The following is a 27,000-nucleotide window of genomic DNA, read 5'->3' as shown; positions in this document are numbered from 1 at the left end:
GGCAGTGACACAGCAGCGAGTGAAGGTCGGTCAGCTGGGCCCTTTGACCAAACTGGCTTCCGGCGGTCAAGGGGTGGTCTACAGCGCGCCCGGTGCGCGGATGAGATACGCGAAGGCGGTGGTGTACAAGGAGTACAAACCCGCTGTGCTGCCCAGCGTCTCGGTCGACGTGCTGGACGAGATGCCTGCCTATCTGGAATCGCTGCCCTTCGCCGAGGGCATGGATCTGCTCTCCCGGGTGGCGTGGCCGTGCCGGCTGGTGGAGGCGGACAGCTCCACGCAGGTGACCGGGTTCGTGATGCCCGCGATCCCGGACGAGTTCTTCATCAAGATGACCATGTCCTCGGCGGTGCAGTCGAAGACCGCGGAGTTCCAGCACCTGCTCAACGGTGACGCCTTCCTCGCGAGGCGGGGCATCCCCTTGACCGAACGGCACCGTTACGAATTGCTGGCGGACGCCGCAGAGGCGCTGACGATTCTGCATCGCCACCACATCGCGGTCGGTGACCTGTCGCCGAAGAACCTGCTGTTCTCGTTGCAGCCGGACCGGAAGGTGTACTTCATCGACTGCGATGCCATGCGACTGCGCTCCCGGTCGGTGTCCGCGCAGGTCGAGACCCCGGACTGGGAGGTCCGGGTGATCAATCCAGGAGAGGAACTGGCGACCGCCCGATCGGATGCCTATAAGTTCGGGTTGCTCGTCCTGCGGCTGCTGGCCGGAGACCAGAGCACCCGCGATCCGCACCGGTTGCCCGCCGCCGTGCCGCGTCCGGTCCGGGTGCTGGTCGACGCGGCCCTGTCCGCTACGCCGGGGCAGCGGCCCCGCCCGGCGGACTGGCTTGCGGCGCTCACCGACGCGGCCACCCACGCGACGACCCGAACGCCATCGCCACCACCACGAACAACGCGCACACCACCATGGCGCGGCCCGGCCCCCACCGGCGGGGCCGGTGCGGCGGTACTACCACCCGCGCCGGCGGCTCCGCCTCGGCCCACTAGCCGCCGCCCGTTCTACCAGCGCGTCTCGACCCGCGTGAAAGTGATCGCCGGGATAGCCGTCGTTCTCGTCATCGTCGGCTTGCTGACCAGCAAGACGTCGGGCGGCAACAATCCGAGCCCGGCAGGCAACCGGGGGCCGGCCGTGGCGGCGATTCCGGCGACGGTGACTTCGACGATCGCGGTGGGGGCGCAACCATGGGGCGTCGCGGTCGACCCGAACACCGAAAGCGTGTTCGTCACCAACAGCGCGGGCAACTCGGTCTCGGTGATCAATACCCGGACGTCCGCCGCCGCGTCGGTCACCGCGTCGGGCATGGTGAAACCGGCTGCGGTCGCGATCGACGCGGCAGCGGGCATCGCCTATGTCACCAATGCCGGAAGCGGCTCGGTATCCCTGATCAATACGCGTAGCCGGGCAGTGGTCGGAAGTATCGCGGTCGGGGCGGGGCCGTACGGCATCGCCGTCGACTCCGCCGCGCACACCGCCTTCGTCACGAACTTCGAGGCGAACACGGTGTCGGTGATCGACACCGGATCCAGGGTGGTCACCGCGACGATCCCGGTCGGCAGCCATCCCTATGGCGTGGCCGTGGACCCCGGTACGCGCGGCGTCTTCGTCGCCAACGCGGGCCCGCCCGGCGCGGTCGATCACACGGTGTCGGTCATCGACCCCGTCGCGTCGGCCGTGGTCGCCACCATCAATGTCGGGAACCAGCCGTGGGGTGTGGCGATCGACGCCGATACGCGAACCGCGTACGTCACCAATCACGCCGATGGCACCGTCTCGGTGATCGACATCCGAACCCGCGCGGTCACCGCGACGCTGCGCGTGGGGCTCGGGCCGGTCGGTGTGGCGGTGGATCAACCCGGGCGGACGGTGTACGTCACCAACCACGGTCTCGATGACGCGCGTACGGGCAACACCATTTCTTCGATCGACACCCGGACCGGCAAGGCCGGCAATTCGATCCGGGTCGGGGCCCGCCCGCACGGTGTCGTCGTCGATCCCGCCACCAGAAACGTCTATGTCACGAATTTCACCGACGGCACACTGTCCGTGGTCGGTGACTGATGCCGATACACACCATCCACAAGGGGAGAACGCGCTGGTCACGGCTCGGTGTGGCAGTGGTCGTCGCGTACGCGACCGTTGTCGTCGCGGGCAGCGGAACCGAGTCGGGCGAGCACGAGTCGCCCGCAGGACCGAGTGAATCGACTGCCCTCGGCCGGAGGCTGGAGCCGATCGTGCGCGGCGTTCTCGATTCGATGCTCGTTCCCGGCGCGGTGGTCTACGTGCGCACACCGGACACCGTCTGGCGTCAGGCGTTCGGGACGCGGACCGTCGGGCAGGAAGACCCGATCACGGTGGACGATTTCTTCCGGGTCGGTTCGACTACGAAGACGATGGTCGGCACCGTCGCACTGCAACTGGTCCGGGAAGGCGAGCTGGCACTGGACGATCCGGTGTCGAAGTACCGGCCGGGCGTTCCGAACGGCGCGCAGATCACGATCACCGAGCTGCTGAACATGCGCAGCGGGTTGTTCAGCTACAACGAGGCGCCGCGGCTCGCGCGAGCGATGGACGAGGATCCCGGGCGCACATGGGAGCCCGAAGAGCTCTTGCGGCTGGGTTTCTCGTCGCCGCCGTATTTCGAACCCGACGCGGAGTTCCGCTATTCGAATACGAATACGATCCTGTTGGCGTCGCTGCTCGAGCAGATCACCGGGGAGGATATCCGCTCGTTGCTCATGGATCGGATCTTCCGCCCGCTCGGCTTGGCGAAGACGTCCTTTCCGGCCGCCGGTGACGTGTCACTGCCCGCGCCGTCACCGCATGGATACCTGTACGGCACCAACGTCGAGGCGCTCGCGTCGCCGCGGTTGCCGGACGACGAAGTCCTGGCAGCCCGAGCGGGCACCTTGCTGCCGACCGATGTGACGAATCTCGATCCTTCGTGGATCGGGGCCGCGGGAGCGGTGATCTCGACCGCGGAAGACCTGGCCGCCTACGTCCGGAAGCTGGTCGGCAGCGACGAATTGCTCGGGTCCCCGCTCCAGCGACAGCGCCTCGACAGTGCGGCTCCGCTGAACCGGAGCGATCCGGCGGGCATCCATTACGGTCTCGGGCTGGAGTCGTTCGGGCCGATGATGGGCCACGACGGGGCCATTCCGGGTTTTCAGACGTTCATGGGTTACGACCCCGTCACGGACATCACCATCATCGTGCTGTGCACGTTGCGCGACGGGCCCGCCGGTGGAAGGCCCGCGAACGAGATCGCCTACGGCTTCGTCCGCGCGCTGATCGGTGGATGACTCGGCGTCGCGATGGCCGAGTGTCTGCGTTCGCGGGCCGATCGTCCGGCGAAACGGTTCATGATCGGCTTGTCTATGCCGTGATAGATCGCTGCCGCGGCAAGGATGGATGCCATGAGAGTGACCGTCGCCCACATCGCCCAGCCGCCGATCGAGTATCGCCGGCCGCCGATGAACAGCCGGGTGATGATCACCATGACCGGGAACTGGATCATGTAGAACGCGTAGGAGATGTCACCGAGCCAGATCAGTGGGCGGCGGGCGTTGAGACCGGAGACGCCCGCGAGGTCGCGGGTCGCCAGGGTGGCCACCACCGCCCGCCATCGGTCCCACCAGCAGCGCCGACATCTTGTAGTTCACCGGAACGAACCAGGTGGCGGCGTAGCCGAGCGCGAGCGCCGTCAGCGGCATGGCCGGCCGGGTGTTGCGCCACAGCCCTTCGGCGACCAGGCGAGCGGCGAGGACTCCCAAGTAGAACTCGGGCAGTCGCGATGCCGGGAAAAGGTAGCTGAGCCAATACGACGGCGGAATCGGGATATCGCGTTGCGCGAACCATTGTGGTGAGGCGTGGATTTCGAACTCGGGGGAGACCTCACCCCGGAGCAGCCTCGGAGCGAAGGTGTTGGCGATTCCCTTGGGCCCGTCGGCCCAGAGGTAGAAGCCGGTGTGCAAGGCGAGGATCAGGACGAGCACCGCCGCGACCGCCCACCACAGTCTGTGCCGCGGAATCCGGGCGACAGCCGGTGCGACAAGGGGAAAACTGAGGTAGAAGAGCAGTTCCGCACACAACGACCAGGACGGCACATTGAGCCCTCCCAGCGTGGTCCACTTCGGCACCCAGGTGTGCACCAGCAGAATGTTCGGCGCCCACACCACCGGACGGGCCAGCGGTACGCCCGCCGCGGCGACGAATACCAGTGCGGCGACCAGGTGGGTCGGGTAGATCTTCAGGATCCGGCGGCGATAGAACAGCCGGACCGACTTACCGTCGCGGCACGACCAGTGGATGACGAAGCCGGACAGCACGAAGAAGAAGGTCACCCCTGCCGCGCCCGATTGCATGGGAACGAAGCCGTGGATGGTGCGGAACAGCTGTGACTTCTGGAAGGGGTAGACCGGAAGGAATACCAGTGCGTGCAATACGAATACCGCGAAGGCCGCCCACCATCGAGCGCCGGTGAGGGCGGGCAGTTCGGTGCTTGGACGGTGGTCGGGCAGCATGGGCGAGGCCTGCTCAGAGCCCGAATTGCTGTCGCATCCGGTCGGCGACGACGCCGTTGCCCCGCGCGTTGGGATGTACCGGAGCGCCGTCGAACGGTGAGTCGGCGCCGGCAAGGCCGCTGACCCACGGATCGTCCGAACAACTGGCGTGCCCCGCGGTGACGGCGCGCACGTCGACGAACTCGATCCCCAACAGCCCCGCGGCCGTCCGCTGCGCGTCCTGGACTCGATCGAGGTACGTGATATAGCCTTCCGCGCGCGGCTGGACGACCCGTCCGGCCACAGCGAGATCCATGCACGCGGTCGACTGTCCCGGCGGGAACACTTCCGGATACCCCACGAGTGCCACCCTGGCCTTCGGCGCGTAGTAACGCACGAACGTGACGACCTCGCGTACCCGATCGGCGTAACCGGAGCCGGTCACCGCGCGGTAGTCGGGCAGCCGGTTCTGATCGGCGGCGTCGAACCCGCACCCGGCCACGATATTGAGTAGACAGTCGGTCGAGGGGAACGCCGTTCCGGTCGAGTTGCCCCACACGTCGTTCAGTCCCGCTTGGATCAGTACGACCCGGGTGTCGGGCCCGAAACCACCCTGCGCGAACGCCTTCCGTGCCTGATGCACAAGAGTCCAGCCGTTGCCGGTGTCGATCGTGCCACCGTTGCAGGATACGTCGAGGAATTGGGCCGTCCCGGACAGCTGTGTCGCCGCCGCGAGTTGGTTCGGCCAGGAAGAGGGCGAACGGGTGCATCCGTCGTCGGCATGGCCCAGGACGGGAGCGGTCGCCGTGAACGAATCGCCCAGAACGACCAGGGCGGTCCCGCCGGCCGGATCGGCCACGGCGGTCGTGCCAGGGATCGGGACGGCCAACGACACCGCCGCGAGCACCGCGGTGACCGTCGACCTCCCTCGGAGCGACCTCATCGCACACCCAATCTTTCGATAACACAGGAGGATCCAGTATCCCGTCGCCGCGCCGTCAGCCGCTGTCGGTCGAATGGACGACTGCCGTCGACGAGGTGCGCGAATAGCCTGGCACCGTGCGCACCAGCCGATTCGGATCCCTTCGATTGCTGATCGCGACCGGAATCGCCGCCCTCGCGGTCGGTGGGTGCGGCGAGCCGTCCGAGCCTGCGCCTGTCGGCGCTGTCTCGCCGACGTCGGTTACGGATCCGGCGCCGGTCGCGGAGCCCGCGCCGCCGATCGTTTCGGAAGCCGCGAACCGGCCGCCGGAAGTCGCTGCGCCCGAAGCCGCCGTGCCGGAGGTCGTCGCATCCGAAGCTGCCGTACCGGAACCCGCTGCTCCGCCGCCGGTGGAGGCCCCCGTCGTACGGGTCCCGCAGCCCGCGCCGCAGCCGAAACCCGTGCAGCCGCGGCCGGCCGAGCCGCCCTCTCTCCCCGACCCCGGCTTCGAGCCGCGCTCCGGATACTGATCGGCCGGTCAGGAAATGGCGGCCTCGCCGCGCAGACGGAACAGTGAGGGTCCGCCGTAGAGGCACCAGGCGGCGATCACCGGATCGCAGATCGCGCAGCCCAGGGACGAGTCGTGCGCGAACGGGATGATGGGATTGCCTTTGAAGTGGTGCAACAGGTCCCAGGCGGTATGCAGGAGCCAGGCGATGCCGATGAACGTCCAGGACTCCAGTCCCCGGTAGGCGCAGTAGGTGACGGCTGCGGTGCAGACGAATTCCCAGCCGCCGAATCCGCCTCCGCTGAGGTACGCGGCTCCCGCGCCGGCGACCATGACGGCATTGAAACGGCGGCGATGCGGCTCGGGAATCGCCGACATGGCCAGCGCGTACAGGACGCCGATCAGTATCGGCGCGACATAACTCATGATCGGCGGACTCCTTGTGAGCAGGGCCTTCGGCGAATCGAATGTATCGACGAGGCCCGTTGCCGCCCAGTGGCATTCAAGCCACGTCTCACCGGAAACTCGCCAAACGGCGCAGTCCTCTCCGTCGGATGACGGCGTCTGGCGGTTGTGGATGTGGCAGGTGGTGGGAGTCACAGGACGATTGACGACGTCGGGGACGGGTATGCGGCGGATGTCAGCCGACTAATCAATGGGAGGTATGTGATGCCGGAGCATCAGAGCGGACCCCGGGAAGCTGTCGAGGGTGTCGTCGAGGACATCAAGGGGAAGGCGAAGGAAGCCGCTGGCGTCGTCACCGGTGACGAGAACCTGAAGAAAGAGGGTCGCGCCCAGCAGGACAAGGCCGAATCCCAGCGGGACGCGGCACAGAAGGAAGCCGAGGCCGAAAAGGCCCGTGCGGAAGCGGATCTCGACGAAGCGCGGCAGAACGCGTACGAGAGCGGCAAGGACGTCTAGCTCCCGCCGCGAGATCCGATGTGGCGGTGTGGCGGAGCGATCCGTTCCCGGTCGGCGGTGCATTGCCGCCGACCGGGCCGCCCTCAGCAATTACTCGGTGCGGGCACGTCGTGCAGGCGCGCGTCCAACCAATCGAGCGCGGACGGGATTCCGAGTAGGGCGGCGGACAAATGGTCCGGGCTGAGGAATTTCTCGTATTGCACGCGCACGCCCGCACGGCAATACCGCCCGAGCGTGGCATCGACCGACTCCACCGGGATCAGCGCGTCGTTCTCCGCGCGCCATTGGTAGAGCGGCACGGCCGGAATACCGTCGTAGAGTTCCAGACTGTTCTCCTCGAGCACCCCGCGAGCGCGCGGGTCGTCGGCCAGCGAATTCGAGGCCGCGACGTCCACGATGCCGCGCCCGGCGCCTGCCAGGAGGATCTCGTTCGTGCAACTGTCGGCGATCCTGTTGCGGACCGCCAATCCGACCGAATTCAATTGCTCGCTCACCGGCAGCCGTGCCGGGTATTCCCGCTCCAGTCCGAGGGCCGCCGCGAAGGCGAGGCCGAATGCCGCGTGCGGCGCGTAGCCGAGACCCTCGATCATCTTGACCAGATTCATCGGCACCCCGCCCGCCGCCACCCCGGCCAGCGGCAGTTCCGGCGCGTAGGTCGGCGCCAGCGCGGCCGCCCACGAACTCGCCATGCCGCCGCCGGAGTAGCCGAGTAGGGCGATCGGGCTGTCCACCAGTCCCAGTCCCTCGACCCGCCGGGCGGCGCGCAGACCGTCCAGGGTGATCATGCCGCCGAGTTTCGCGGCGCCGTAGGCGCTGGTGGGGCCCAGATGATCAGGGAGAGCGACCGACCAGCCGCGCAGCAGCAGGCCGTTGAGCGCGGGTGCTTCGCGCACTGCCAGGTTGGGGTCGCTGGTGTAGAGCACCCGGGATACCGAGCACTGGGTGCCGAGTGCGTTGATGATGTGCTGGTAGGACAGCAGCGGCCTACCCGGGATGGGATTCGGCGGAGTCAGCACGGTAGTGGTGGCCGCGATCGGGTCGCCGACGGAGTTGGTGGAGCGGAACTTGATCATCGTGACCGTCGAGCCCGGGAACACGGGCAGTGCGGGCATCTGCCGTACGGCGAGGACATCGCCGGGTGCGGCGCGATCCAGACCGGCCGGGGTGGCGTAGAACGGATCCGGATCAGGTGCGGGATAGATCGGCTGCGCTGCGGCTTGCGGTGTGATCACGCAGAGCGCGGCCGCGGCGGTGGCGATGACCAATCGAAGCATGGTTTTCGACGACTCCCATTCATCACGACGTGCTGTTCCGTAACGCTGGTGTGCTGAAGTCGAATGCTCCCGGCCGCCGGTCGCTTTGACCGATGCCCGGACCTGCACACTGTAGGGGACGATCGGAAAAAGCCGAGGTAGCCGCGCCGCCTGTCGACGCAGGGGCGCGCCGTCCCCCGGTCGGCTACCGTGGCCCGGTGCTTCTGCTGGTCGGTGTGGTCCTGCTCGGTGTGTTCGCGGTGCGATTCGGCAGGGACCGCAGGCGGCTGGGACACGGCGTTTTCCTGCTCCTCGGGGCGGGGTTCGTCGGCGCGTGGGCGGTGGGCCGGGTCGGCGAAGGGGATCTGCCGGTGGTGCTCGCACCGCTGCTGGTGCTCCTGTCGCCGCTGCTGGTCTTGGTGCTCGCCGGGTTGTCGATCGCCAACGGCGCGCAATTGGTGCGTCGAGAGGGGTGGCGTCTGCCGAATCTGCTGCCGCTCGGGCTCGGCTTCGGGCTGCTGGTGCCCTATGTGGTGCTGGCTCTCGCCTTGGTGACCGAGAATCGCTGGCTGGTAGTGCTGCTGGCCTCGCTGACGATGGCGATCAGCTACGTCGGGTTCCTTTTCGCGGCGTTCCTGTTGTATTCGCTCTGCTACGGCCTGCTGTCCTATCGTCCCGAGATGGACGCGATCGTGGTGCACGGCGCCGGGTTGGTCGACGGCGAGGTGCCGCCGTTGCTGGCCGCGCGCCTGGATCGCGCGATCGAGGTCTACCGTGGCGAAGCCGATGCGGGACGCGCCCCGCTGTTGATCGCCAGTGGCGGCAAGGGTTCCGATGAGGAGGTTTCCGAGGCGTCGGCCATGGCGGACTACCTGATCCGCCATGGGGTGCCCGAAGACCACGTGGTGCTGGAGGATCGCTCGGAAACCACCGAGGAGAATCTGCTCTTCACCAAGCGGCTGCTCGGCGAGCGCGGCGCCACCACGCGCATGGTGCTGGTGACGAGCAATTTCCACGTGCTGCGCACGGCGATCCTGGCGCGCCGCCTCCGCCTCGATGCCGAGGTAACGGGCGCCAGGACCGCCTTCTACTACCTGCCGAGCGCTTTCCTGCGCGAATTCGCCGCGTTGCTGGTGGCCTACAAGTGGAGCAACGTGCTCATGGGCCTCGCGTCGGTGGCGCTGCCACCCCTCGTGCTGCTGGCCACCGGCCGATGACTCAGCCGAAGCTCTTGTGCGGAACGCCCACGGTCAGACCGCCGTCGATGATGAACTCGGCGCCGGTGGAGTACGACGACTCGTCGCTGGCCAGGTAGGTCACCAGCGCGGAGACCTCGGCCGGGTCGGCGGCGCGACCGAGCGGGATCTGCAGGAAGTCCTCGGGGATGTTCTCCGTCATCGGAGTGCGGATCAGGCCGGGATGCACGGAATTCACCCGGATCTTGTACTGCGCCAGCTCGAGCGCGGTGGATTTGGTGAGCCCCCGCACGGCGAACTTGGTGGCCGTGTAGCCGTGCAGGCCCGGGCTGCCGCGCATGCCCTCGACGGAGGAGATGTTGACGATCGAGCCGCCGCCCGCCTCGATCATCGCGGGCGTGGCGGCCTGCATGCCGAGGAACGTGCCGGTGAGGTTGATGTCGATGATCCGCTGCCATTCGGCCAGCTCGAACGCGACGAGCAGGTTGCCGTTCACGATGCCCGCGTTGTTCACCAGGACGCTCAGTGACCCGAACCGCTGTACCGCCTCGTCGACGGCCTTGCGCCAGTCGCCCGGCTCGCGCACGTCGAGGTGGACGTAGGCGGCGTTGTCGCCGAGTTCCGCGGCGACCGCGGCGCCCTCGTCGTCGAGCACGTCGCCCAGCACCACGCGCGCGTCCTCGGCGACCAGGGCCCTGGCGTGCGCCGCGCCCATGCCGCGCGCTCCGCCGCTGATCAACGCCACTTTGCCGGTCAACCGCCCCATCCGGGGTACCTCCGTCTCTCGAATTATCTGTAACACGTTACAGAAATGCGCCTGGTGTCGGCACGTCTCGCGACAGTAACCCAGGTAATCGCTCGGGAGTCGCACGCGCATATGTCATGATCGTGTAGAACGCGTTCTAAAACTTGCCACGGTGTGACCGCTCGGGAGGTGCGTCATGACGAACCCCGACCGAAGCGCGACGCGGTTCGGTGGACGTTTCCGGGTGCCCGACATCGCCGAGGTGCCCGGTGGCCGTCTGGTCGAACTGCCGGGCCGGGGCCGGACCTACGTGGTCGACATCCCGGGCCCGGAGGACGCGCCCGCGCTCGTGCTGCTGCACGCCACGGCCTGTACCGCGTACCTCACCTGGTTCCCGTCGCTGGCGGCGCTTGCCCGGCGGTACCGGGTGATCCTGTTCGATCAGCGCTGGCACGGGCGCGGCATCCGCTCCGAGCGGTTCACCCTGGAGGACTGCGCCGATGACGTGGTGGCCGTGCTCGACGCGCTGCGACTGGACCGGGCCATCTGCGCGGGATTCTCGCTGGGCGGGATCGTCGGCCTGCTGGCGGCGCATCGCCATCCGGACCGGGTGAGCGGGCTGGTGCTCTGCGCGACGCCCTATCGGTTCCGCGAGAAATGGCGCGAGCACGCTTTTCACCGAACGTTCGCGGCCTTCGCCGCTGCCGTGGGGCCCTACTCCTACCGCCGGGCCGAGAAGCTCGCGGGGCGTCTGCCCGAGCTTCCGGTGGTCACCTGGACGCCGGGGCGATTGGATCGCTGGGCACTGGGCGAGTTCCGCAGTACCAGTGGTTGGGCGCTCACCCAGGTGCTCGCCGCGGTCGGGCGCTTCGACGCGACCGCGTGGCTGCCGACTCTGACGATGCCGACCGCCGTGGTCGTCACGACCCGCGACCGGGCGGTACCGGTCTACCGCCAGGTCGAGATGGCGACAATGATCCCGGGGGCGAGCACGCACCGTGTCGCGGCCGGGCACGCGTGTTGCGTGCTCGAGGCCGATCGTTTCGTCCCGGTGTTGCTCGAAGCCTGCGAGGCCGTCGCGGCGAAGATCTGACGGTGCTCGGTCCTGTCCGGCGGCGATGGCGGACAGCCGACCGGCACTCAGCCCGATGTCCGCGCCGCGGAGAGCAGTTCGGAGACCACGCCCGGAACGGCGTCGGTGAGCGCCCCGATGTCGGGCACCAGTTCCTTGCAGGCGATGAAACCGAAGTTCAGCTTGTCGTTGTTCGACAGCACGGTCACCGTCAGGCCCGCGCCGTGGAACACCGGCCCGAACGGGTACATCCCGTCCACCCGGAAGCCGAGGAAGTACAGCGGCATCGGGGGACCGGGCACGTTGGACACCACCAGGTTGTGCACCACCGGGTGCACCTCGGCCAGCTTGAGCGACGAGTACATCCGCGCCGCGAGCCGGAAGGTGTTCGGCGGGGCGTACTTCGACCAGTCCTGCAGGAAGTCCGCACCTATCACCTCGTGCTCTTCCTTGGCCCCGCGATTGGCCTCGGCCACCGCGCGCAAGCGTTCCACCGGGTCGGCGATGTCGGTGCCGAGCGTCGCGAACAGCGCGGAAACCTTGTTGACGCCCGCGGTGTGCCGGGTCGACTCGTGCACGGACACCGGCACGGAGGCGATGAGCGAGCGATCCGGCAATTCGTCGCGTCCGGCCAGATAGGTGCGCAGCGCACCGGCGACGACGGTCAGCACCACGTCGTTCACCTTGACGCCGAACGCGGAGCGGATCTCCTTGATGGCGTCGAGTTCGGCGTCGGTGAACGCGACGGCGCGATGCGGGGTGATGGCGAGATTGAAGGGCGTGCGGGGAGCGGAGAACGGTACCGCCATGCCCGCCTTGTTCTTGCGGCGGCGCTGGGCGAAGCTCGCGACGATGCCGACGGTTTTCGGCAGCATGCCGACGATGCCCGCCCGGGCCGGGAACTTCACCACCGCTTCGGCGAGCAGTTGCCAGTCGTTCGGTTTCGGGTCGGGGCGCCACTGCTGGTCGGGGACCTCTTTGGCGGCGCCCGGTTCCGGATCGCACAGGTGCATCATCAGGTTGGCGCCGGTGACGCCGTCCACGGCGGCGTGGTGGTATTTGCAGATCACCGCGACCTTTCCGTCGTCGAGGCCTTCCACCACCGACATCTCCCACAGCGGCCGATCGCGGTCCATGGGCCGGCTGGCGATGTCCCCGACGAGTTCGGCGAGTTCCCGGCGTCCGGCCGGGGGCGCGATCGCGATTCGGCGCACGTGGTAGTCGAGGTCGAAATTCGCGTCCTCCACCCAGACGGGATGGTCGAGATTCAACGGCACCTCGTACACGCGACGGCGCATCTGCGGAATCAGCGGAATGCGCCGGGCCAGTTCGGCTTTGAAGCCCTCGAACGAGTAGTCACCCGACGACGGGTCGAGGATCAGCAGCGCGCACACGTGCAGATGCTGGGTTCCGGTTTCCAAGTAGAGAAAGCTGGCATCCAATCCGGTCAATCGTTCCATAGCAAAAGACTACTAGAACATGTTCTAGTTTTGTGGCGATCGTGGCCGGTGTGACGACTGTCGCGAAGTGAGGCCACCGTACAACGGCGGGTGGCCGTTTTGTGTGTTACCGAAGGTTCCATATATGTGTATGATGCTTGCTACGGATATGTAGGAAACGCGCGACGAGTACGGGCGCGTGCGGATCGAGGAGTATCGATGAAGCTACTTCGCAGGGCAGGGCGGCGGCCCGACACCGACCCGGGCGCGGTGGCGCTGCACGCCCGCAACGTGCGTTTCGACTGGTCGGACACACCGCTGCGCTGGATGCCCACCGAACCCATCGCCTCGCACCTGATCAACTCGCTCAATCTGCTGCTGCCCGAAGGCGAGCGCATGTTCTGCGCCGCGTACGCCGAAGGGCTGCCGTACGTGCGGGACGAGAAGCTGCGCGAGGCGATGCTCGGGTTCATCGGTCAGGAATCGATGCACGCCGAGACGCACGACAAGGTGCTGCACGAGGTGCTCGCCGTGCACGGCATCGATCCGGAGCCCTATCTGCGGCAGGCCGAGTACCTGTTCCGCCGGACACTCGGGCCGCGTGATGTGGACGGTGTGGCCGAGCGGCAGGTGCTGGTCGAGCGGCTGGCTTTCATCGCCTGCCTGGAACACTTCTTCGCCTACCTCGGCGATTGGGTGCTCAACGCGGATCTGGAGCGGTTCGGCGCCGACCCGCGCATGGCCGACCTGTTCCGCTGGCACGGGGCCGAAGAGGTCGAGCACCGGCACGTCGCGCACGACGTGGCCGTCTACTTCGGCGCCGGTTATCTGCGGCGCGCCGGGCTGATGCTGCTGGTGTTCCCGATCTTCCTGACCTTGGTGGTGCGCGGCACCAAGTTCCTCGTCCACCAGGACCGGGATCTGCCCGATCTCGGTTACCCCCGGTTGCTGGCGAGAGTCTTCGGCGCGATGTGGCGTGGCGCGTTGCCCGGGGTCCCCTCGCTGCTGTGGAGCGCACTGAGCACCTTCCAGCCGGGCTACCACCCGGAGACGGTCGGCTCCACCGCGCAGGCGGTGGCCTACCTGGCCAAATCCCCTGCGGCGCGGGCGATTGCCTCGTGACCGTCCCCGACCATCTGCCCGCGGATCTGTTCGGCAGGCGCGACGTCGATCGCACCGTGCGGGTGTTCGACGCGGTCGCCTCGGCGCGGTTGCGCTGGACCACGCTGGTCAACCGGCGCGATCCCCGTCCGAAGGTGGACGACCGGCGGTTGGCGCTGGTGGTCACCGAACGCCGGATCGAGGCGCACGACCAAGACGTGGTCGGCCTGCGGCTGGCCGCCCCCGACGGACGCGCGCTGCCGCCTTGGCGCCCCGGCGCCCACCTCGACCTCGAACTGCCATCCGGCCGCCTGCGCCAGTACTCGCTGTGCGGCGACCCGGCCGACGTCCGCGCCTACCGGGTGGCGGTGCGCCGGATCCCGGACGGCGGCGGTGGCTCGGTGGAGGTGCACGACTCCCTTCCGGTGGGCTCGCCGATCGTGGTGCGCGGTCCACGTAACGCGTTCCCCTTCGCCGTGCCCGGCCACGGCTCTCCGGCGGCGCGACCGCATTTCGTCGCGGGCGGCATCGGCGTCACGCCGATCCTGCCCATGGCCAGGCTGGCGCACCGGCTCGGCATCGAGTGGTCGATGGTGTACACCGGGCGCAGCCGCGCGACACTGCCGTTCCTCGACGAGATCTCGGGCTTCGGCGACCGCGTCGTGGTGCGCACCGACGACGAGCACGGGCTTCCCGACGCGGGCGCCCTGTTGCCCGGCGTCGGTCCCGATACCGCGATCTACAGCTGCGGTCCGGCGCCGATGATCGCCGTGATCGCCACCGCGGTGCGGGAAATGCCGTCCGTGGAACTGCATTCCGAGCGGTTCTCGCCACCACCGATCGTGAACGGCAAGCCGTTCGAAATCCAATTCGCCTCCACCGGGGAGGTCGTCGAGGTCGGCGCGACGCGCACCGCGCTCGACGCCGTCCTCGCGTCCCGGCCCGACCGTCCGTACTCGTGCAGGCAGGGTTTCTGCCGCACGTGCAAAGTCCGGGTGCTGGCCGGCGAACCCGACCACCGCGACAGCGTGCTCACCGCCGCCGAACGCGAGGCGGGCGCGATGCTCGTCTGCGTCTCACGCGCCGATGGCGGACGCCTCGTGCTCGACCTGTGATCCGGCCTCCCGATCGGCCAAGGAGAATGATGACCACCACCGAAATCGCCGAACTCCCCGCGATCGAACGAACCGTGCGCAGCGGCGAATTCGACCTCGCCGTCTACGAATACGGCGACCCGGCCGCCGAGACCGTCGTGCTGGTGCACGGCTGGCCGGACACCCATCACCTCTGGGACGCGGTCGTGCCGCGGCTGGCCGAGCGATTCCACGTCGTCACCTACGACACCCGCGGGCACGGCCGTTCCACCCGCACCCGCCGCACCGCCGACTTCCGGCTCGATCGCCTGGCCGCGGACTTCTTCGCGGTCGCCGACGCGGTGAGCCCCGACCGGCCCGTGCACGTGCTCGCCCACGACTGGGGGTCGGTGCAGGTGTGGGAAGCGGTGTGCGAGCCGCGCGCCGCTACCCGGGTCGCGTCGTTCACCTCGGTGTCGGGGCCGAACCTGGACCACATCGGCAAGTGGATCCGCAACCGGCTGGCCCGGCCGACCCCGCGCAACGTGTGGCAGCCGTTCACCCAGCTGCTGTCGTCGGCCTACACCTTCTTCTTCATGACTCCCGGGCTGCCGCGCGCCGCCTTCGGCCTGGCCGGGACCGAACGGGTATGGCAGCGGGTGGTTTCGATCATGAACGAGACCGCGCCGTCGAACGTGCGGCTCGGCCCGACCTTCCGCGCCGACATCGTCGACGGCCTGTTGATCTATCGCGCGAACATCGTGCAGCGCATCCTCGCCCCGCGCGAGCGGCACACCGAGGTGCCGGTGCAGCTGATCGTCGCCGGACGCGACGTCGCCGTGCGGCCCGCGGGATTCGACGACGAACACAAGTGGACCGGGCGGCTGTGGCGGCGGGATGTGCCCGCCGGGCACTGGATGCCGTTCTCGCATCCGGAATTACTGGCCACCGCGACCACCGAACTGATCGACACGCTCGGCGGCTCGGCGGCGCCCCGGACGCTGCGCCGCGCCGAGGTGGGTCGCACCGGGCGGCCGTTCGACGATCAGCTGGTGGTCATCACGGGCGCGGGCAGCGGCATCGGCCGCGCGACCGCTCTCGCCCTGGCCCGTCGCGGGGCCGAGATCGTGGTGTCCGACATCGATCTCGCGGCCGCGAAGGAGACCGCCGAGCTGATCGCCGCCGAACACGGTGTGGCGCATGCCTATCCGCTCGATGTCGCCGACGAAGACGAGATGCGGGCGCACGCCGCGACAGTGCTGGACACCCACGGCGTGCCGGACATCCTGATCAACAACGCCGGAATCGGACAGGCCGGGGGATTCTTCGAGACGTCGGCGGCGGAATTCGACCGGGTGATGCGGATCAACCTCGGCGGCGTACTGAACGGCTGTCGCGCGTTCGGCCCGGCCATGGCCGAGCGCGGCCTCGGCGGGCACATCGTGAACCTCTCGAGCATGGCGGCCTACAGTCCGCAACAAGGGTTCAGCGCCTATTCCACCAGCAAGTCGGCGGTGTTCATGTTCTCCGACTGTCTCCGGGCGGAAGTGGCCGGGCGCGGAATCTCGGTACACACCATCTGCCCCGGCATCGTGCACACCGACATCGTGCGGCGCACTCGGTTCTCCGGTGTCAGCGCGGAGGAGGAGCAGCGCAAGCAGGAGCGTTACGACAGTCTCTATCGGATGCGGCGTTACGGCCCGGAGAAGGTGGCCGAACGGATCGTGCGCGCCATCGAGGGCGATCGCAGCGTCGTGCCGGTGACCCCGGAGGCCCACCTGCAATACCACTTCGGGCGGCTCGCGCCCGCCGTCGTCCGATTCCTGGCGGCGCGGGTGAAGCTGACCTGATCAGGAGGCGAGGGCACGGGCGAGTTCGGCCTCCACGGCCACCACTCGCTCGGGCTCGACGCCCCACGGCTGCTCGACGCCGACCCGGCGGTCCAGATCCCACAGCACGCATTCCTCGCCCGGAGCCGCCACGAACGCCCACGCCACCACCGTGCGGCCGAGCTGCTCCGCCATGCTGCCGTGCGAATCGACCGGGGGCCCGGCGCCTTCCGGGAAGTGGTGCAGGAACCGGCCGTAGGCGGTCGCGCAGAACTCCGCGTAGAGCTTGGTGCACAGAATGAACCCGTGCCATGCTTCGTCCACCGCGTGCGACGGCATACCGATCACCTGGTCGTCCCGCATGGCGGCGCCGCAGCACAACAGCCACTGCCGCAATCCCTTGTCCACCAATTCCCGCGGCTGCCAAGGGCAGGTCTTGTAGACGGCCTCGGGCAGTTCCAGCGCGTCCACGGCGGCGCGCACGATCGCCAGGTCGATCTCGCGCGCCGGAGATCTACGGAACCTGAAGTTCACCACAGTTCACTGTACGTGGGCGCCGATGGGCCGCTACCGTTCTGACATGAGCGCACTCATCCTTCTGTTCATTCTTTTGATGGTGCTGCTCCTCGTGGCGGTTCCGATCATCATCGTGGTCGTCGTCATCCGCTCGCAGCGCAACCGGTACCTGCCGCCGCCACCGTACGGTGGGTGGGGCGTCGGGCATCGAAGCGGGGGATATCACGAGGGGGGTTCCACGGATCCGTTCTGGGCGGCCGGCGGCGCCGGGTTGATCGGCGGGTTCGACCAGCCGAGCGGCTGCGGGGGCGGACATCACCACCACCACGACCATCACCACCACGGCAGTAGTTGCGGTGGTGGGAGCGGTAGTAGTTGCGGTGGGGGAAGCAGTTCCAGTTGCAGCGGCGGCAGCAGTTCCAGCTGTGGCGGGGGCAGTAGCTCCAGTTGCGGCGGGGGCAGTAGTTCCAGCTGCGGCGGCGGTTCCTGACGCACGATTTGACCTCAACACGCCTTGAGGTTCCATGCTGATCTTCGTCGATGGACGGCAAGGAACGACGAAGGGTGTGTCATGAGGGCTGTACAAGCCAGTGAGTTCGGTGGGCCAGAGGTGCTCGTGGTGCGGGAGCTGCCGGATCCTACGGCCGGGCCGGGGGAGGTGGTCGTCGACGTGGCCGCCGCGGATGTGATGTTCCTGGACACTCGGCTGCGTTCCGGCTGGGGCACCGACTTCTTCGGGATCGAGCTACCGTACGTGCCCGGCGGCGCGATCGCCGGTGTGGTGGCGTCGGTCGGTCCCGGCGTCGATCCGTCCTGGGTCGGCAAGCGAGTGTCGACGCCCACCGCGGCCAGCGGCATCGGCGGAGGCCTGCCGATCGGCGGATACGCCGAGAAAGCGCTGGCCAAGGCGGACACGCTGGTGACTTCGCCCGAGGGGCTGACCCCGGCGCAGGCCGTCGCGCTCACCCACGACGGCAGGACGGCGCTCGCCGTGTCCGACCGCGCCGCTGTCCAACCGGGGGAATGGGTGCTGATCACCGCCGCGGCCGGCGGGCTGGGCGTCCTGTTGATCCAGCTCGCCCGTGCCGCCGGCGCGAACGTCGTCGCCGCCGCGCGTGGCGCCACGAAGCTGGAACTGGCCGCGCGGCTCGGCGCGAGCGCGGTGGTCGACTACTCCGCGCCCGATTGGGCGGCCGAGGCGCGCGCGGCGACCGGGGGAGCGGGCGCTCACGTGGTGCTCGACGGCGCGGGCGGCGCGCTCGGCGAGGCTGCCCTCACGGTCGTCGCGGACGGCGGGCGCTTCTTCGGATACGGCGCTGCCGCAGGTGAATTCGCCACGCTGGACCGGGACGACGCGGCGGCGCGCGATGTCACCGTCTACGGGCTTTTCGACATCACCGGTTCGGATGTCGATTGGCAGGCGCTGGCCCGGCGCGCCCAGGACGAGGTCGCCGCGGGGCGCTTGGAGGTCGTCATCGGCCAGACCTTCCCGCTCGACGAAGCCCATCGGGCGCATGCCGCCATCGAGTCCCGAGCGGCCGTGGGGCGCACTTTGTTAACAGTGTGAACAAAGCGGCGAACTGGACAATTGACGTAGTGCGAGGTCCCGACGACGGCGCTAGGGTGCCGGGGTGGAGACTCTGCTCGTCGTCGGTATCGTCATCGTGGTCCTCGGCTTCGTCGTCGCTGTCGTGGCGTTCGCCAGCCGGCCACCCAAGGAAGCCGAGCAATGGGACGACCGTGACGACGCCGACGACTACGAGGACGACTGGGACGAGGACTATCGCGACGACTGATCCCGCTGCGCGGGGGTCAGCACCACGACCGCGATGGGCCGCTTGGTCAGCTTCTGATAGGCGCTGTAGCGACCCTTGTTCACCTTGTCGACAAGCGCCCACCGCCGGGCGTACTCGGGATCGTCCGGCAACGTCGCCCGGGCCCGCACCGTCAGTTTCCGCCGCCCGACCTGGATCTCGCACTCCGGCCGCGTCTTCAGATTCGCCAGCCACCCCGGCGGCCGCGGCGACCCGCCGTTGGACGCCGTCACCAGATAGTCCCCGCCGTCGCGCGCGTACGTCAGCGCAGAAGTCCGCTGCGCACCGGACTTACGCCCCACCGTCCGCAGCAGCAGCGTCGGATTCCCCAGCAGCAGCCGATGCCCCACCAGCCCACCACTGTTCTCGTACACCCACTGATGCGCCTTCAGCACCTTCGTGAACAGACCGGCCATACCTGACCCTCCAGTAAGTTTCCGAAGCCTCCACCCTAAGCCAGGCGACTGGTTTCCACCCCATAGAACCCGGTAGCATCCACAACGCTCGCGGTTCCCGCGGCACGGGGCGGTAGCTCAGTCGGTTAGAGCCGTGGACTCATAATCCATTGGTCGCGGGTTCGAGCCCCGCCCGCCCCACAAACACCCGCTGACCAGCGGGTTTTTGTTTTTCTGGAGAGGTTTCGATCTAGAACAGCGCTCTTCCACGAATAGATTATTGCGGTAGCATCGGGCCATGGGGAGGGCTTCGCTGGACGACATCCGGGAGTTGCGAGACGACTTCGCGACCGAGCTGCGGAGGAAGAACCGCGCCAAGAAGACGATCGATGTCTACCTGGTCCACATCGGCTACTTTGCTGACTACCTGATCTCCGAGGCTCTCCCGACAGACGCGCCCGAGATCACCCGTGACCACATCGGCGGGTACATCGAGACACTGCTGTCGAGAACGAACCGGCGGACCGGTGAGCCGCTGTCCCCGCAGTACGCGCGCAGCCAGTATCGGAGCCTTCAGCAGTTCTTCAAATACCTTGCGGCCGAAGAGATCATCGAATCCGACCCTTTCGACAAACTGAGCCTGCCAGACGCTCCGGACAAGCTCGTGCCGGTGCCGAGCCTCGAATCCCTGCGGGCCCTGCTCGACCAGTGCGCCGGAACCGACTTCGATTCGCGGCGGGACAACGCGATCATCCGTCTGTTCGCGGACACGGGGTGTCGCTGCGGCGAGGTCGCCAACCTCGGTCTGGACGATCTGGACTTCGAGGAAAACAGCGCGCTGGTCGTCGGCAAGGGCGGCCGGCCGCGATCGTCACCGTTCGGTGACAAGACGCGCATCGCACTGCGTCGGTACCTGCGCGCCCGCAACCAACATCAATTCGCGAAGAAGAGCGACCGGCTGTGGCTCGGGCGGCAGGGTCCTATGACCGACCACGGCATACGGCAGATGTTGGAACGCCGCGCCGAGGCTGCGGGCATCGACCACATTCACCCGCACATGCTGCGCCACTGGTTCGCTCACAACTGGCTCGCCAACGGCGGCCAGGAACAGGACCTCATGATGTTGGCCGGATGGCGCTCCCGTCAGATGCTCGACCGCTACGGCAAGTCCGTTGCTGACCAACGCGCAAAAGCAGCCCACCGCCGAGCGCGTCTTGGAGACAAGCTGTAATGAGACCCGGATGGCGAACGCATCAGCTGTCGTGCATTCGACACCATCAGTAAAGGCTATACGGGCACTATGGAGTCCATGACTGGGTTCGTCCTCTCTCCAGATCGTCGCGACCAGCTGGCCGCGCTACTCGGTGACGAGCAGCGGCTCCGGACCGAGTACCCGAAGGTGGCCGACTACCTGGACACGGCGCCGATGATCCCCGGTAGCGGTGACGACCAGGCCGACGCTGCATTCGACCTTCGATTCGTGAACTACATGACGGGAGACGACACTCAGAGTCGAAATCCCTACTGGGACATCGTGGCCCCTTCGGTTTCCCATCGGGATGGGCGACGAGTGGTCAACGGCGGGCGTTCGCAGGGCAGTGCGCGACTCGCGTTCGCGCAGACGATTCTGCAAGCGGTCTACGCTTACGCGATTCCGTCGCCGGAGACGATCGCTTGGATGACGGAATTCTGCGCTGGGCGGCCTGTAGTCGAACTCGGCGCTGGCCGTGGCTATTGGGCAGCACAGCTGGCCGCCGCTGGTCTGGACGTCGACGCGTATGACTCGCAGCCGCCAGATGCGACCGAGAATATCTCCTTCCCCAGTGCATCTGGTCAGCGTGACACCTGGTGTCCTGTAGGCGACCTCGTTTCGTTCACTGAGCGGATCCGAGGCCGGAATGACTATGTGTTGTTCCTGTGTTGGCCGCCTGGCTGGGGCAATGCGATGGCATCGAAGGCGCTCGACGAGTTCAGTCGCGCCGGAGGCGATCGACTTCTGTTCGTTGGCGAGCCCAAGGGCGGTAAGACTGGCGATGACGCCTTCTTCGATGCGCTGACCTCAGGGTGGACGCTGGAATCTGAAGACGCCCAGTACGTCTCCTGGTGGAACCTTGCCGATGTAGCGCAAGGCTGGGTTCGCCGCTGACCCCCGCTTGACCACCTATTCGGTGGGGGACTGCTTCAGCTGTTGCTTGAGTTCCATCCGGAACACGAATGCGTCGTACCGATCCCTGGGATAAGAGATCTCGGACAGCATCAGTACATCGTCGCCTGGACCGAGATACCGCTGGCGCACCGCTTTAACGAGGTCACCCGCAGGGGTGCCGAGCCATGCAGCGTGTGACGCCAGCGGAATCCGGTCGGCAACTATCTCCTCGAGGACGGTGGCAGTCGTGATGTCCGGCGCTCCGATCGGTTGGTACGTGTCCGAGATCGAGATCGGTCGGCCGTCCTCGGTCGCGCGGGTGACCGCGTGAAGCACCTCGTCGCCGACTGAGATCGCGAATGCATCGGCAAGCCCTTCTGACGCTGCAAGATGCTCGCTCTCGCGCTCGATACGAATGTCCCCGTCGGATTCGTGTCTGAACGTGTCTTCTGGGTCTTCCATCTGACGCTCGGGCGCGACCCGAACAAGGTTCGGATGGTCGGTAACGAAGGTGCCGCGGCGAGGGACGGTGCGAACGAGTCCTTGGCGCTCTAGCAACTGTATGGCCTGGATGATGACGATCTTCGACACGCCGTGCCGTTCGACCAGTTCGTTGAGGCTTCGCATTTGGGTGCCAGCGGGGAGCGCCCCACTGCGAATCTCACGGGCGTACTCCGCAGCGATGGAGACGTATGCAGGTTCTGCCATGAACTGAGTCCTTCCAGGCGAGCAGCCGTTTCTTATTGAAAATCATTCTTATCCTACACAACTGTATATGCACACGGGCCAATCTGGCCCCTTCCCGCTTATGCGCGATCGGCAGGGGGTGTGAGCCGAAGCTGTGCGAGCATAGCTGCACATAGGCTCTTGTACATATACAACTGTACATATACAGTGGTCTTGTCGATGGGGCTCAGCGCCCAGCGACTACTCCAAGAAAAAACTCCCCGACGGTTGCCGCCGCCGGGGAGTGATCGCCAAAGCGGGTTGCCGCCCGCTCCAGCATTTCTGCACTTCAGATGGATAGGAGTCCCTGAAGCATGTCAAGTGTAGATCCCGCGCGCCCAACGCCGACGGTCAGTGACCAGCGCGAACGCGCAGTATGCGCCCAGATTGACGCGCCCGAAAGCATCTCTCTGCCAAACGATTTGATCAATTTGCGCCAAGCCGCCAGCTTGGCGGGAGAGGTGCACCCGACAACGGTCCGCCGGTGGATTGCCCGCAGCATGTTGAAGGCGTATCGACGGCGCCCATCGCGGGTGCTCTACGTCAGCCGGGCCGAGGTTGTCACCTTGGTGCAGCCGGTCGAGTCGGGCGGTGTGGCATGAGCACCCCGGTCGAGCGGACATTGCAGGCGCGTATCGCGGCGCACGAGTCCTGGGCGAAGACTTCCGATCGCGCGGCGCGCACCGCGAAGGCGCGGGCGGCGATGGCAAGCAAGTTCGACCGCATTGTCGACCCGGATGGGCTGTTGAGCCCGGAGGAGCGCGCCTACCGCGCTGATCAGGCTCGGAAGGCTCACTACACGCGGCTCGCGTTGAAGTCTGCGCAGGTCCGCCGTCGTCGCGGTCGTAGCCGCAAGGGCGGTGAGTGCTGATGCGGGCGCGGACGTTCATTCTTGCGGTCGCCGCCATCGCGGTCGGCTACCTCGTGCTGACGGCGCCTGAGGTTGTCGGTTTCGCGGTGATGCTGCTGGGCGCGATCGCGTTCTGGCGGTCGTCGAGGCGATGGAAGGTCCGGCGATGAGCGCGCCGTGGCGGCAGGACCCGCCTGTTCAGGGTTACACGGTCACGCATTTCGACCGCCGTGGCGGACACAACCCGCTGCATTCGATGGCTGGTCCGGAGTTCACCGGTACCAGTGCGGTGTTCGCCCCGTTGGGGCTGTTGCCGCTGATGGTGCGGCTGGCCGTGTTCGGTGTGCTGCTGCTCATCGGGATGGGTGGCTGTACCGCTGCATGGATCGATCATCAGGACTACGTGCCGTCGCCGAACATCTGCCGTCCGGTGGATGCCGGGGTTCCGGCTGAACCTGCGGGGTCGTGTGTGCCGCGGTCGCAGCTGCCTGAGGGGGTGGCGCGGTGAGCGCACAGGACCGCCGCCGGGAGCAGGCGGAGCTGGAGGCCGAGAAGGCCCGCTTGGATCTCGTTCACGGTGTGCTGGCCGACATGGTGTTCACCGCTGGCGACGTGTCGGAGGCGAAGGGCTACCGCGACAACGACTTCGAGATGTCGAGGGCACGGCACGTCGGTGAGCATCAGGCGCAGGTTCACGCCGAGCGAACTGAGGTGTGGGACCGGTTGCTCGACTACCGCCATGGTCCGGCGTTGGCGGTGAAGATCCGCGACCAGCTCGCGGCTGATCGGGACCGTTTGCGTCGGGAGCGTTCCCGTGGGATCGAGCGGTCGCGATGAGCAGGTTTCACGATCCGGATGGCAAGCGGTTCGGTGTCCCGACGTGGCCGTGGGGTTTGGCGCCGCAGCATCTGCGGACCCGTCGCCAGCTCGCCCGGGAGGGCAAGAGCCCTGGTGGTGAGTACGAGGCGCAGGTGCTGCGTGCTCGGGGTGGGTCACGAGGGCCGCTGAAGGCGCACCTATACGACGCGGAGTCTGCGGTGGCGAAGCGTGTTTCGTCCGACGCGCAGTTGGAGGCGTTGCAGCTGGCGCGCTGGCAGCGCTCGGTCAATGCGTGTGAGCGCCGTGGGATCGATGCGAGCGAGATGCGGGAGTTCATCTTGCAGGCTCGGGCGGATATCGCTGCGCGTCGCGGGTCGGCTGGTCACGGCCGTGAGGGCAGGGAGCGCAGCCGATGAGCGCGGCGGATCGGTTCCCGGTGTGCCCGTGCGGGTGTGGCGGTCCCGGGTCTGAGGGGCGGGGTTTGTGTGCGCCTGCCTACAACCGGTTGCGGCGTCGGCAGATGGCTTACGGCCGGTGGCAGCCGCGCGTCGAGGCCGGCGAGGCGCGGGCGCATGTGGAGCGGTTGCTGGGTGCGGGGTTGCGGAAGACGCATGTGGCGGCGTTGGCCGGGGTCTCCAAGGCCACGGTTGTCAACGTCACCCGCGCGGATACCGCACGCATCAGCGCTGATATCGAACGCGCTCTCCTGGCCGTCGAGGTCCCAGAGCGCGTCGCGGATGTCGCCGAGGCGAACGCGCGGGTGCCGATCACTGGTGCTCGTCGCCGGGTGCAGGCGCTGGTGGCGTTCGGTTACCCGCAATCGCATTTGGCGCGGGAGTTGGGGATCGATCCCAGTCACGCGACGTTCGCGGCGTTGGTTCAGCGTCGCCTGCCGGTCGACCACACCGGTCAGACCATCTCGGCCGAGCGGGAGCGGGCGATCAAGGCCCTGTTCGACCGGTTGCAGATGACCCCCGGGCCGTCGCAGCGGGCCCGCGACTACGGCCGCAAACGCGGGTGGGCGTTGCCGTTCGGGTGGGACGAAACCGCGCTCGACGACCCGCACGGTCGGCCGCAGCGCGGGCGGTGGACACCGCCAACGAGGACCCAACTCCGCGACGCACACCGGGAGCAGGTCGCCGCACTGACCGCACAGGGACTGTCGGCCGACCAAATCGCCGAGCAACTCGGGATCACGGCACGCACCGTCGTCCGCGACCGCAGCGAAGCGACCACCACCGAACCGGCACCCACGCAGCGGGATTCGGAGACCGAGGTCATGAGCGAGGTCGCCATCCAGGCGCGCCGCGATATCGCCGCCCGCCGCGCGGCCCCCATCTATCGAAGGGAACGAATCCGATGAACCACAACACGAGGACGGCGGCGCGGCCGGATCGCTACGCGGGGTTGGAGTTCGATTACCGCGATCAGATCATCGCTGGACTGCGGGCAAATGGTGCGACGTATCAGCAGATCGTCCGCACGCTCGGTGTCCGGGCGCGGCAGGTCGAACAGGTGCTCGGCGAGGTCACGGCATTGCGGGCCCGTGAGGTCAGTCAGGCCGACATCGCCCGCCGGGTCGGGTTGCCGCGCACCACCGTTCAGGACTTGCTGCGCGCGGAGCGGGTGAGCCGGTCGACGCCACGCAAGACGCAGGCGTTGCGCGGGTTGGTGGACATGCACGGCTTGCAGTTGGACGTTCTGGGCTGGTTTCTGGGCATGGAACGTAACCACGTCTACAGCCTGGCCAAGCAGTTGCACGCCGAGGGCCGCATCTACGAGCTGGAAGACGTCCAGGCCGGGGAGAAGTGGGTGGTGCCCACGCGGGTGACCGCCGCCCGTTATCTCGGATGGCGTCCCGCCGACTGGCATCCCCCGTTGGGGTTGGCCGAGCACTACCGGGCGGTGGCCCAAGCCCGGATCATGCTCGTCGGCTCTGACCCGCAGCTGTGGGTGTCGGAACGCATATTGCGGCACCGGGTCGGCAGCACTGTCGGCAAAGGCAAGGCCGCTGAGCTGGAGGTATCGACCGGGCGGGAGCCGCGGTTGGGTCGCCCGCACGTGCACGACGGCCGGTTCCTCGGTGTCGTGAAGGGCCGTCACGGGTGGTGGGCGGTCGAGGTCGAGTTGTCGAAGAAGGACCCCGAGTACATGGATATCGCGCTGCGAGGCGCGATCCGCGCCGCCCGCGACAGCCGCGAAGAAGCGATGGTCGGCGTGCTGTACCTGTGCCGCACCCCTGCGGTGTTCAAGAACGTCACCGCGGCATCGGAGCGTCTGCCGGACAACGAATTCGGCGATCTCGCCCTGGATCTGGTGATCCGTGACTTCGACAGCGAATGGGCGAAATTTCTTCTCCGCTATGCCGCGATGCGCGAAGCCGCCAAGCAGCAAAGCCCCAACCGGCGTCGTCGCCGCACCCTCATTCATCTCCCTCAGGAAGCAGCATCATGAGCAACCCGAATTGCACCCCAATCCTCACTCCCGACGACTGCGACCCCCTGCACACCGCCACCCCGGACGCACCCTCGATCAGCCAGGGACCGCCGCCGATGGTCGTACAGGACCCGCCGCCGTCCATCGGCATTCACCCCGAGAAGCCGCCGATCCGCCAGCTCGACGGCATCGATCTCCCGGACTTGTCGGCGGTCGGTGACTTCGCGGGCACGGCCACGGTGTGTGGGCTGGTGATCGTGGCGATGCTGGTCATGATCGTCGCCGTGGCGGCGCGGTGGCCGCTGGCGCCGCACCGGCTTCGGAACTTTGCCATCGCCTCCCTGCTGCTGCCCGCGACATCGGCGCTGGCCGGCGGTTCCTGGACCACGCCCGCCTCCCTGTTGTGGTCCGGTGCCGCCCAGCTCGCTGACGGTGACTGGTCGGGTGTGCGGATGATGCTCGCGCTCGGTGTGCCGTTCGCGGCGTTGACCGCCACGTATTTGTGGGCGAAGTTCGTGCACAAGACCCAGACCGTCGGGTTGAAGTCGCTGGGGCGCACTGAGCGGGTGAAGGACGCGATGCTCGCCCGCCAGTTCGCCCGCGCCGCCGCCACGGCGAAGCTGGGCGCCCCCTACACGGTGGCATCGGGGATCGTGCTCGGCCCGCTGGCAAACACCACGACCTCGAAGACACCCGGGTTGTGGCAGGAACTCTCGGCGCGGCATCA

The 27,000-nt window shown here is 67.6% G+C and carries 31 protein-coding genes and 1 tRNA gene; 21 read left to right on the top strand and 11 right to left on the bottom strand.

Features of this window, described 5'->3' with window-relative positions; translation table 11 throughout:
* The first annotated feature begins 4 nt into the window (after positions 1–4).
* Both ACGF7Y_RS18570 and ACGF7Y_RS18565 read left to right on the top strand, forming a co-directional pair.
* Positions 5–2,071 (top strand): hypothetical protein, encoded by a 2,067-nt coding sequence (locus ACGF7Y_RS18570; protein ID WP_393235265.1) that lies wholly within the window; start codon positions 5–7, stop codon positions 2,069–2,071.
* Positions 2,071–3,312: a serine hydrolase domain-containing protein gene (locus ACGF7Y_RS18565; RefSeq protein WP_393235263.1), complete on the top strand. Its 1,242-nt coding sequence runs from the start codon at positions 2,071–2,073 to the stop codon at positions 3,310–3,312. Before ACGF7Y_RS18570 ends, ACGF7Y_RS18565 begins: the two co-directional genes overlap by 1 nt.
* Here the strand turns inward: ACGF7Y_RS18565 and ACGF7Y_RS18560 are convergent.
* From ACGF7Y_RS18560 to ACGF7Y_RS18545, 4 genes are all read right to left on the bottom strand, one after another.
* On the bottom strand, positions 3,279–3,623 hold the full coding sequence (locus tag ACGF7Y_RS18560) for an acyltransferase family protein (protein ID WP_393235260.1): 345 nt from the start codon (positions 3,621–3,623) through the stop codon (positions 3,279–3,281). The two genes, ACGF7Y_RS18565 and ACGF7Y_RS18560, sit on opposite strands and share 34 nt — an antisense overlap.
* Positions 3,547–4,533 (bottom strand): acyltransferase family protein, encoded by a 987-nt coding sequence (locus tag ACGF7Y_RS18555; RefSeq protein WP_393235257.1) that lies wholly within the window; start codon positions 4,531–4,533, stop codon positions 3,547–3,549. Before ACGF7Y_RS18555 ends, ACGF7Y_RS18560 begins: the two co-directional genes overlap by 77 nt.
* Positions 4,534–4,546: 13 nt before the next feature.
* A complete protein-coding gene (locus tag ACGF7Y_RS18550) occupies positions 4,547–5,455 on the bottom strand; it encodes an SGNH/GDSL hydrolase family protein (protein ID WP_393235253.1) in 909 nt (302 codons plus the stop codon).
* A gap of 517 nt (positions 5,456–5,972) precedes the next feature.
* Positions 5,973–6,368 (bottom strand): DUF6010 family protein, encoded by a 396-nt coding sequence (locus ACGF7Y_RS18545; RefSeq protein WP_393235250.1) that lies wholly within the window; start codon positions 6,366–6,368, stop codon positions 5,973–5,975.
* Between the two features lie 243 nt (positions 6,369–6,611).
* On the opposite strand from ACGF7Y_RS18545, the gene ACGF7Y_RS18540 reads away from it, so the two are divergent.
* On the top strand, positions 6,612–6,863 hold the full coding sequence (locus ACGF7Y_RS18540; RefSeq protein WP_040865672.1) for a CsbD family protein: 252 nt from the start codon (positions 6,612–6,614) through the stop codon (positions 6,861–6,863).
* Positions 6,864–6,946: 83 nt separating this feature from the next.
* On the opposite strand, the gene ACGF7Y_RS18535 is transcribed toward ACGF7Y_RS18540, so the two are convergent.
* On the bottom strand, positions 6,947–8,137 hold the full coding sequence (locus ACGF7Y_RS18535) for a lipase family protein (RefSeq protein ID WP_393235246.1): 1,191 nt from the start codon (positions 8,135–8,137) through the stop codon (positions 6,947–6,949).
* A 197-nt stretch (positions 8,138–8,334) separates the two neighbouring features.
* Between ACGF7Y_RS18535 and ACGF7Y_RS18530 the strand changes: the two genes are divergently transcribed.
* The gene (locus tag ACGF7Y_RS18530) at positions 8,335–9,333 is read left to right on the top strand and encodes a YdcF family protein (RefSeq protein WP_393235244.1); all 999 of its coding nucleotides are present in this window, start codon (positions 8,335–8,337) and stop codon (positions 9,331–9,333) included.
* Position 9,334: 1 nt separating this feature from the next.
* Here ACGF7Y_RS18530 and ACGF7Y_RS18525 read toward each other — a convergent pair whose 3' ends face one another.
* The gene (locus tag ACGF7Y_RS18525; RefSeq protein WP_393235241.1) at positions 9,335–10,078 is read right to left on the bottom strand and encodes a glucose 1-dehydrogenase; all 744 of its coding nucleotides are present in this window, start codon (positions 10,076–10,078) and stop codon (positions 9,335–9,337) included.
* Positions 10,079–10,253: 175 nt separating this feature from the next.
* On the opposite strand from ACGF7Y_RS18525, the gene ACGF7Y_RS18520 reads away from it, so the two are divergent.
* Positions 10,254–11,150 (top strand): alpha/beta fold hydrolase, encoded by an 897-nt coding sequence (locus tag ACGF7Y_RS18520; protein WP_393235238.1) that lies wholly within the window; start codon positions 10,254–10,256, stop codon positions 11,148–11,150.
* Positions 11,151–11,197: 47 nt separating this feature from the next.
* Here the strand turns inward: ACGF7Y_RS18520 and ACGF7Y_RS18515 are convergent, their stop codons facing one another.
* Positions 11,198–12,589 (bottom strand): wax ester/triacylglycerol synthase family O-acyltransferase, encoded by a 1,392-nt coding sequence (locus tag ACGF7Y_RS18515; RefSeq protein WP_393235236.1) that lies wholly within the window; start codon positions 12,587–12,589, stop codon positions 11,198–11,200.
* A gap of 198 nt (positions 12,590–12,787) precedes the next feature.
* Between ACGF7Y_RS18515 and ACGF7Y_RS18510 the strand changes: the two genes are divergently transcribed.
* The 3 genes from ACGF7Y_RS18510 to ACGF7Y_RS18500 are packed head-to-tail and all read left to right on the top strand — an operon-like array spanning position 12,788 to position 16,592.
* Positions 12,788–13,690 carry a metal-dependent hydrolase gene (locus ACGF7Y_RS18510; RefSeq protein WP_393235233.1) on the top strand — a complete coding sequence of 301 codons (903 nt, stop codon included), beginning with the start codon at positions 12,788–12,790 and terminating at the stop codon, positions 13,688–13,690.
* A 26-nt stretch (positions 13,691–13,716) separates the two neighbouring features.
* The gene (locus tag ACGF7Y_RS18505; protein ID WP_393235739.1) at positions 13,717–14,784 is read left to right on the top strand and encodes a PDR/VanB family oxidoreductase; all 1,068 of its coding nucleotides are present in this window, start codon (positions 13,717–13,719) and stop codon (positions 14,782–14,784) included.
* A 26-nt stretch (positions 14,785–14,810) separates the two neighbouring features.
* Positions 14,811–16,592, top strand: a complete 1,782-nt coding sequence (locus ACGF7Y_RS18500) for an SDR family oxidoreductase (protein ID WP_393235230.1) — start codon at positions 14,811–14,813, stop codon at positions 16,590–16,592.
* On the opposite strand, the gene ACGF7Y_RS18495 is transcribed toward ACGF7Y_RS18500, so the two are convergent.
* Entirely contained in the window at positions 16,593–17,108 is a 516-nt protein-coding gene (locus ACGF7Y_RS18495; protein ID WP_393235228.1) for a hypothetical protein, read from the bottom strand.
* Between the two features lie 312 nt (positions 17,109–17,420).
* The gene (locus tag ACGF7Y_RS18490) at positions 17,421–17,582 is read right to left on the bottom strand and encodes a hypothetical protein (RefSeq protein WP_174371796.1); all 162 of its coding nucleotides are present in this window, start codon (positions 17,580–17,582) and stop codon (positions 17,421–17,423) included.
* A 76-nt stretch (positions 17,583–17,658) separates the two neighbouring features.
* Between ACGF7Y_RS18490 and ACGF7Y_RS18485 the strand changes: the two genes are divergently transcribed.
* Complete coding sequence (locus tag ACGF7Y_RS18485) at positions 17,659–18,654, top strand: zinc-binding dehydrogenase (RefSeq protein ID WP_393235225.1); 996 nt, start codon at positions 17,659–17,661, stop codon at positions 18,652–18,654.
* Positions 18,655–18,718: 64 nt separating this feature from the next.
* Positions 18,719–18,883: a hypothetical protein gene (locus ACGF7Y_RS18480; RefSeq protein ID WP_393235223.1), complete on the top strand. Its 165-nt coding sequence runs from the start codon at positions 18,719–18,721 to the stop codon at positions 18,881–18,883.
* Here the strand turns inward: ACGF7Y_RS18480 and ACGF7Y_RS18475 are convergent.
* Positions 18,868–19,317: a nitroreductase/quinone reductase family protein gene (locus ACGF7Y_RS18475; protein WP_393235220.1), complete on the bottom strand. Its 450-nt coding sequence runs from the start codon at positions 19,315–19,317 to the stop codon at positions 18,868–18,870. The genes ACGF7Y_RS18480 and ACGF7Y_RS18475 overlap by 16 nt on opposite strands.
* 106 nt (positions 19,318–19,423) lie before the next feature.
* Here ACGF7Y_RS18475 and ACGF7Y_RS18470 point away from each other — a divergent pair.
* From ACGF7Y_RS18470 to ACGF7Y_RS18460, 3 genes are all read left to right on the top strand, one after another.
* Positions 19,424–19,497 (top strand) — tRNA-Ile (locus ACGF7Y_RS18470).
* Between the two features lie 97 nt (positions 19,498–19,594).
* The gene (locus ACGF7Y_RS18465; protein WP_393235218.1) at positions 19,595–20,527 is read left to right on the top strand and encodes a tyrosine-type recombinase/integrase; all 933 of its coding nucleotides are present in this window, start codon (positions 19,595–19,597) and stop codon (positions 20,525–20,527) included.
* A 78-nt stretch (positions 20,528–20,605) separates the two neighbouring features.
* Positions 20,606–21,442, top strand: coding sequence for a hypothetical protein (locus ACGF7Y_RS18460; RefSeq protein WP_393235216.1), 837 nt, complete (start codon positions 20,606–20,608; stop codon positions 21,440–21,442).
* Between the two features lie 15 nt (positions 21,443–21,457).
* On the opposite strand, the gene ACGF7Y_RS18455 is transcribed toward ACGF7Y_RS18460, so the two are convergent.
* On the bottom strand, positions 21,458–22,150 hold the full coding sequence (locus ACGF7Y_RS18455) for a GntR family transcriptional regulator (protein WP_393235213.1): 693 nt from the start codon (positions 22,148–22,150) through the stop codon (positions 21,458–21,460).
* Between the two features lie 616 nt (positions 22,151–22,766).
* Here ACGF7Y_RS18455 and ACGF7Y_RS18450 point away from each other — a divergent pair.
* The 8 genes from ACGF7Y_RS18450 to ACGF7Y_RS18415 all read left to right on the top strand — a co-directional run.
* The gene (locus ACGF7Y_RS18450) at positions 22,767–23,039 is read left to right on the top strand and encodes a hypothetical protein (RefSeq protein ID WP_228783076.1); all 273 of its coding nucleotides are present in this window, start codon (positions 22,767–22,769) and stop codon (positions 23,037–23,039) included.
* On the top strand, positions 23,033–23,188 hold the full coding sequence (locus tag ACGF7Y_RS18445) for a hypothetical protein (RefSeq protein WP_393235210.1): 156 nt from the start codon (positions 23,033–23,035) through the stop codon (positions 23,186–23,188). Before ACGF7Y_RS18450 ends, ACGF7Y_RS18445 begins: the two co-directional genes overlap by 7 nt.
* On the top strand, positions 23,185–23,526 hold the full coding sequence (locus ACGF7Y_RS18440; RefSeq protein WP_393235207.1) for a hypothetical protein: 342 nt from the start codon (positions 23,185–23,187) through the stop codon (positions 23,524–23,526). The genes ACGF7Y_RS18445 and ACGF7Y_RS18440 overlap by 4 nt, the downstream gene beginning before the upstream one ends.
* Positions 23,523–23,855, top strand: coding sequence for a hypothetical protein (locus tag ACGF7Y_RS18435; RefSeq protein WP_393235204.1), 333 nt, complete (start codon positions 23,523–23,525; stop codon positions 23,853–23,855). Before ACGF7Y_RS18440 ends, ACGF7Y_RS18435 begins: the two co-directional genes overlap by 4 nt.
* On the top strand, positions 23,852–24,253 hold the full coding sequence (locus ACGF7Y_RS18430; protein ID WP_393235201.1) for a hypothetical protein: 402 nt from the start codon (positions 23,852–23,854) through the stop codon (positions 24,251–24,253). The genes ACGF7Y_RS18435 and ACGF7Y_RS18430 overlap by 4 nt, the downstream gene beginning before the upstream one ends.
* A gap of 104 nt (positions 24,254–24,357) precedes the next feature.
* Complete coding sequence (locus ACGF7Y_RS18425) at positions 24,358–25,200, top strand: hypothetical protein (protein ID WP_393235199.1); 843 nt, start codon at positions 24,358–24,360, stop codon at positions 25,198–25,200.
* On the top strand, positions 25,197–26,291 hold the full coding sequence (locus ACGF7Y_RS18420) for a hypothetical protein (RefSeq protein WP_393235196.1): 1,095 nt from the start codon (positions 25,197–25,199) through the stop codon (positions 26,289–26,291). The genes ACGF7Y_RS18425 and ACGF7Y_RS18420 overlap by 4 nt, the downstream gene beginning before the upstream one ends.
* Positions 26,288–27,000: hypothetical protein (locus ACGF7Y_RS18415; RefSeq protein ID WP_393235193.1), on the top strand; the 713-nt coding region annotated here is incomplete at its 3' end. The genes ACGF7Y_RS18420 and ACGF7Y_RS18415, both read left to right, overlap by 4 nt.

The organism is Nocardia sp. NPDC047654 (assembly GCF_043205035.1).
GTDB lineage: Bacteria > Actinomycetota > Actinomycetes > Mycobacteriales > Mycobacteriaceae > Nocardia.
This window is presented reverse-complemented; position numbering and strand designations above follow the sequence as displayed.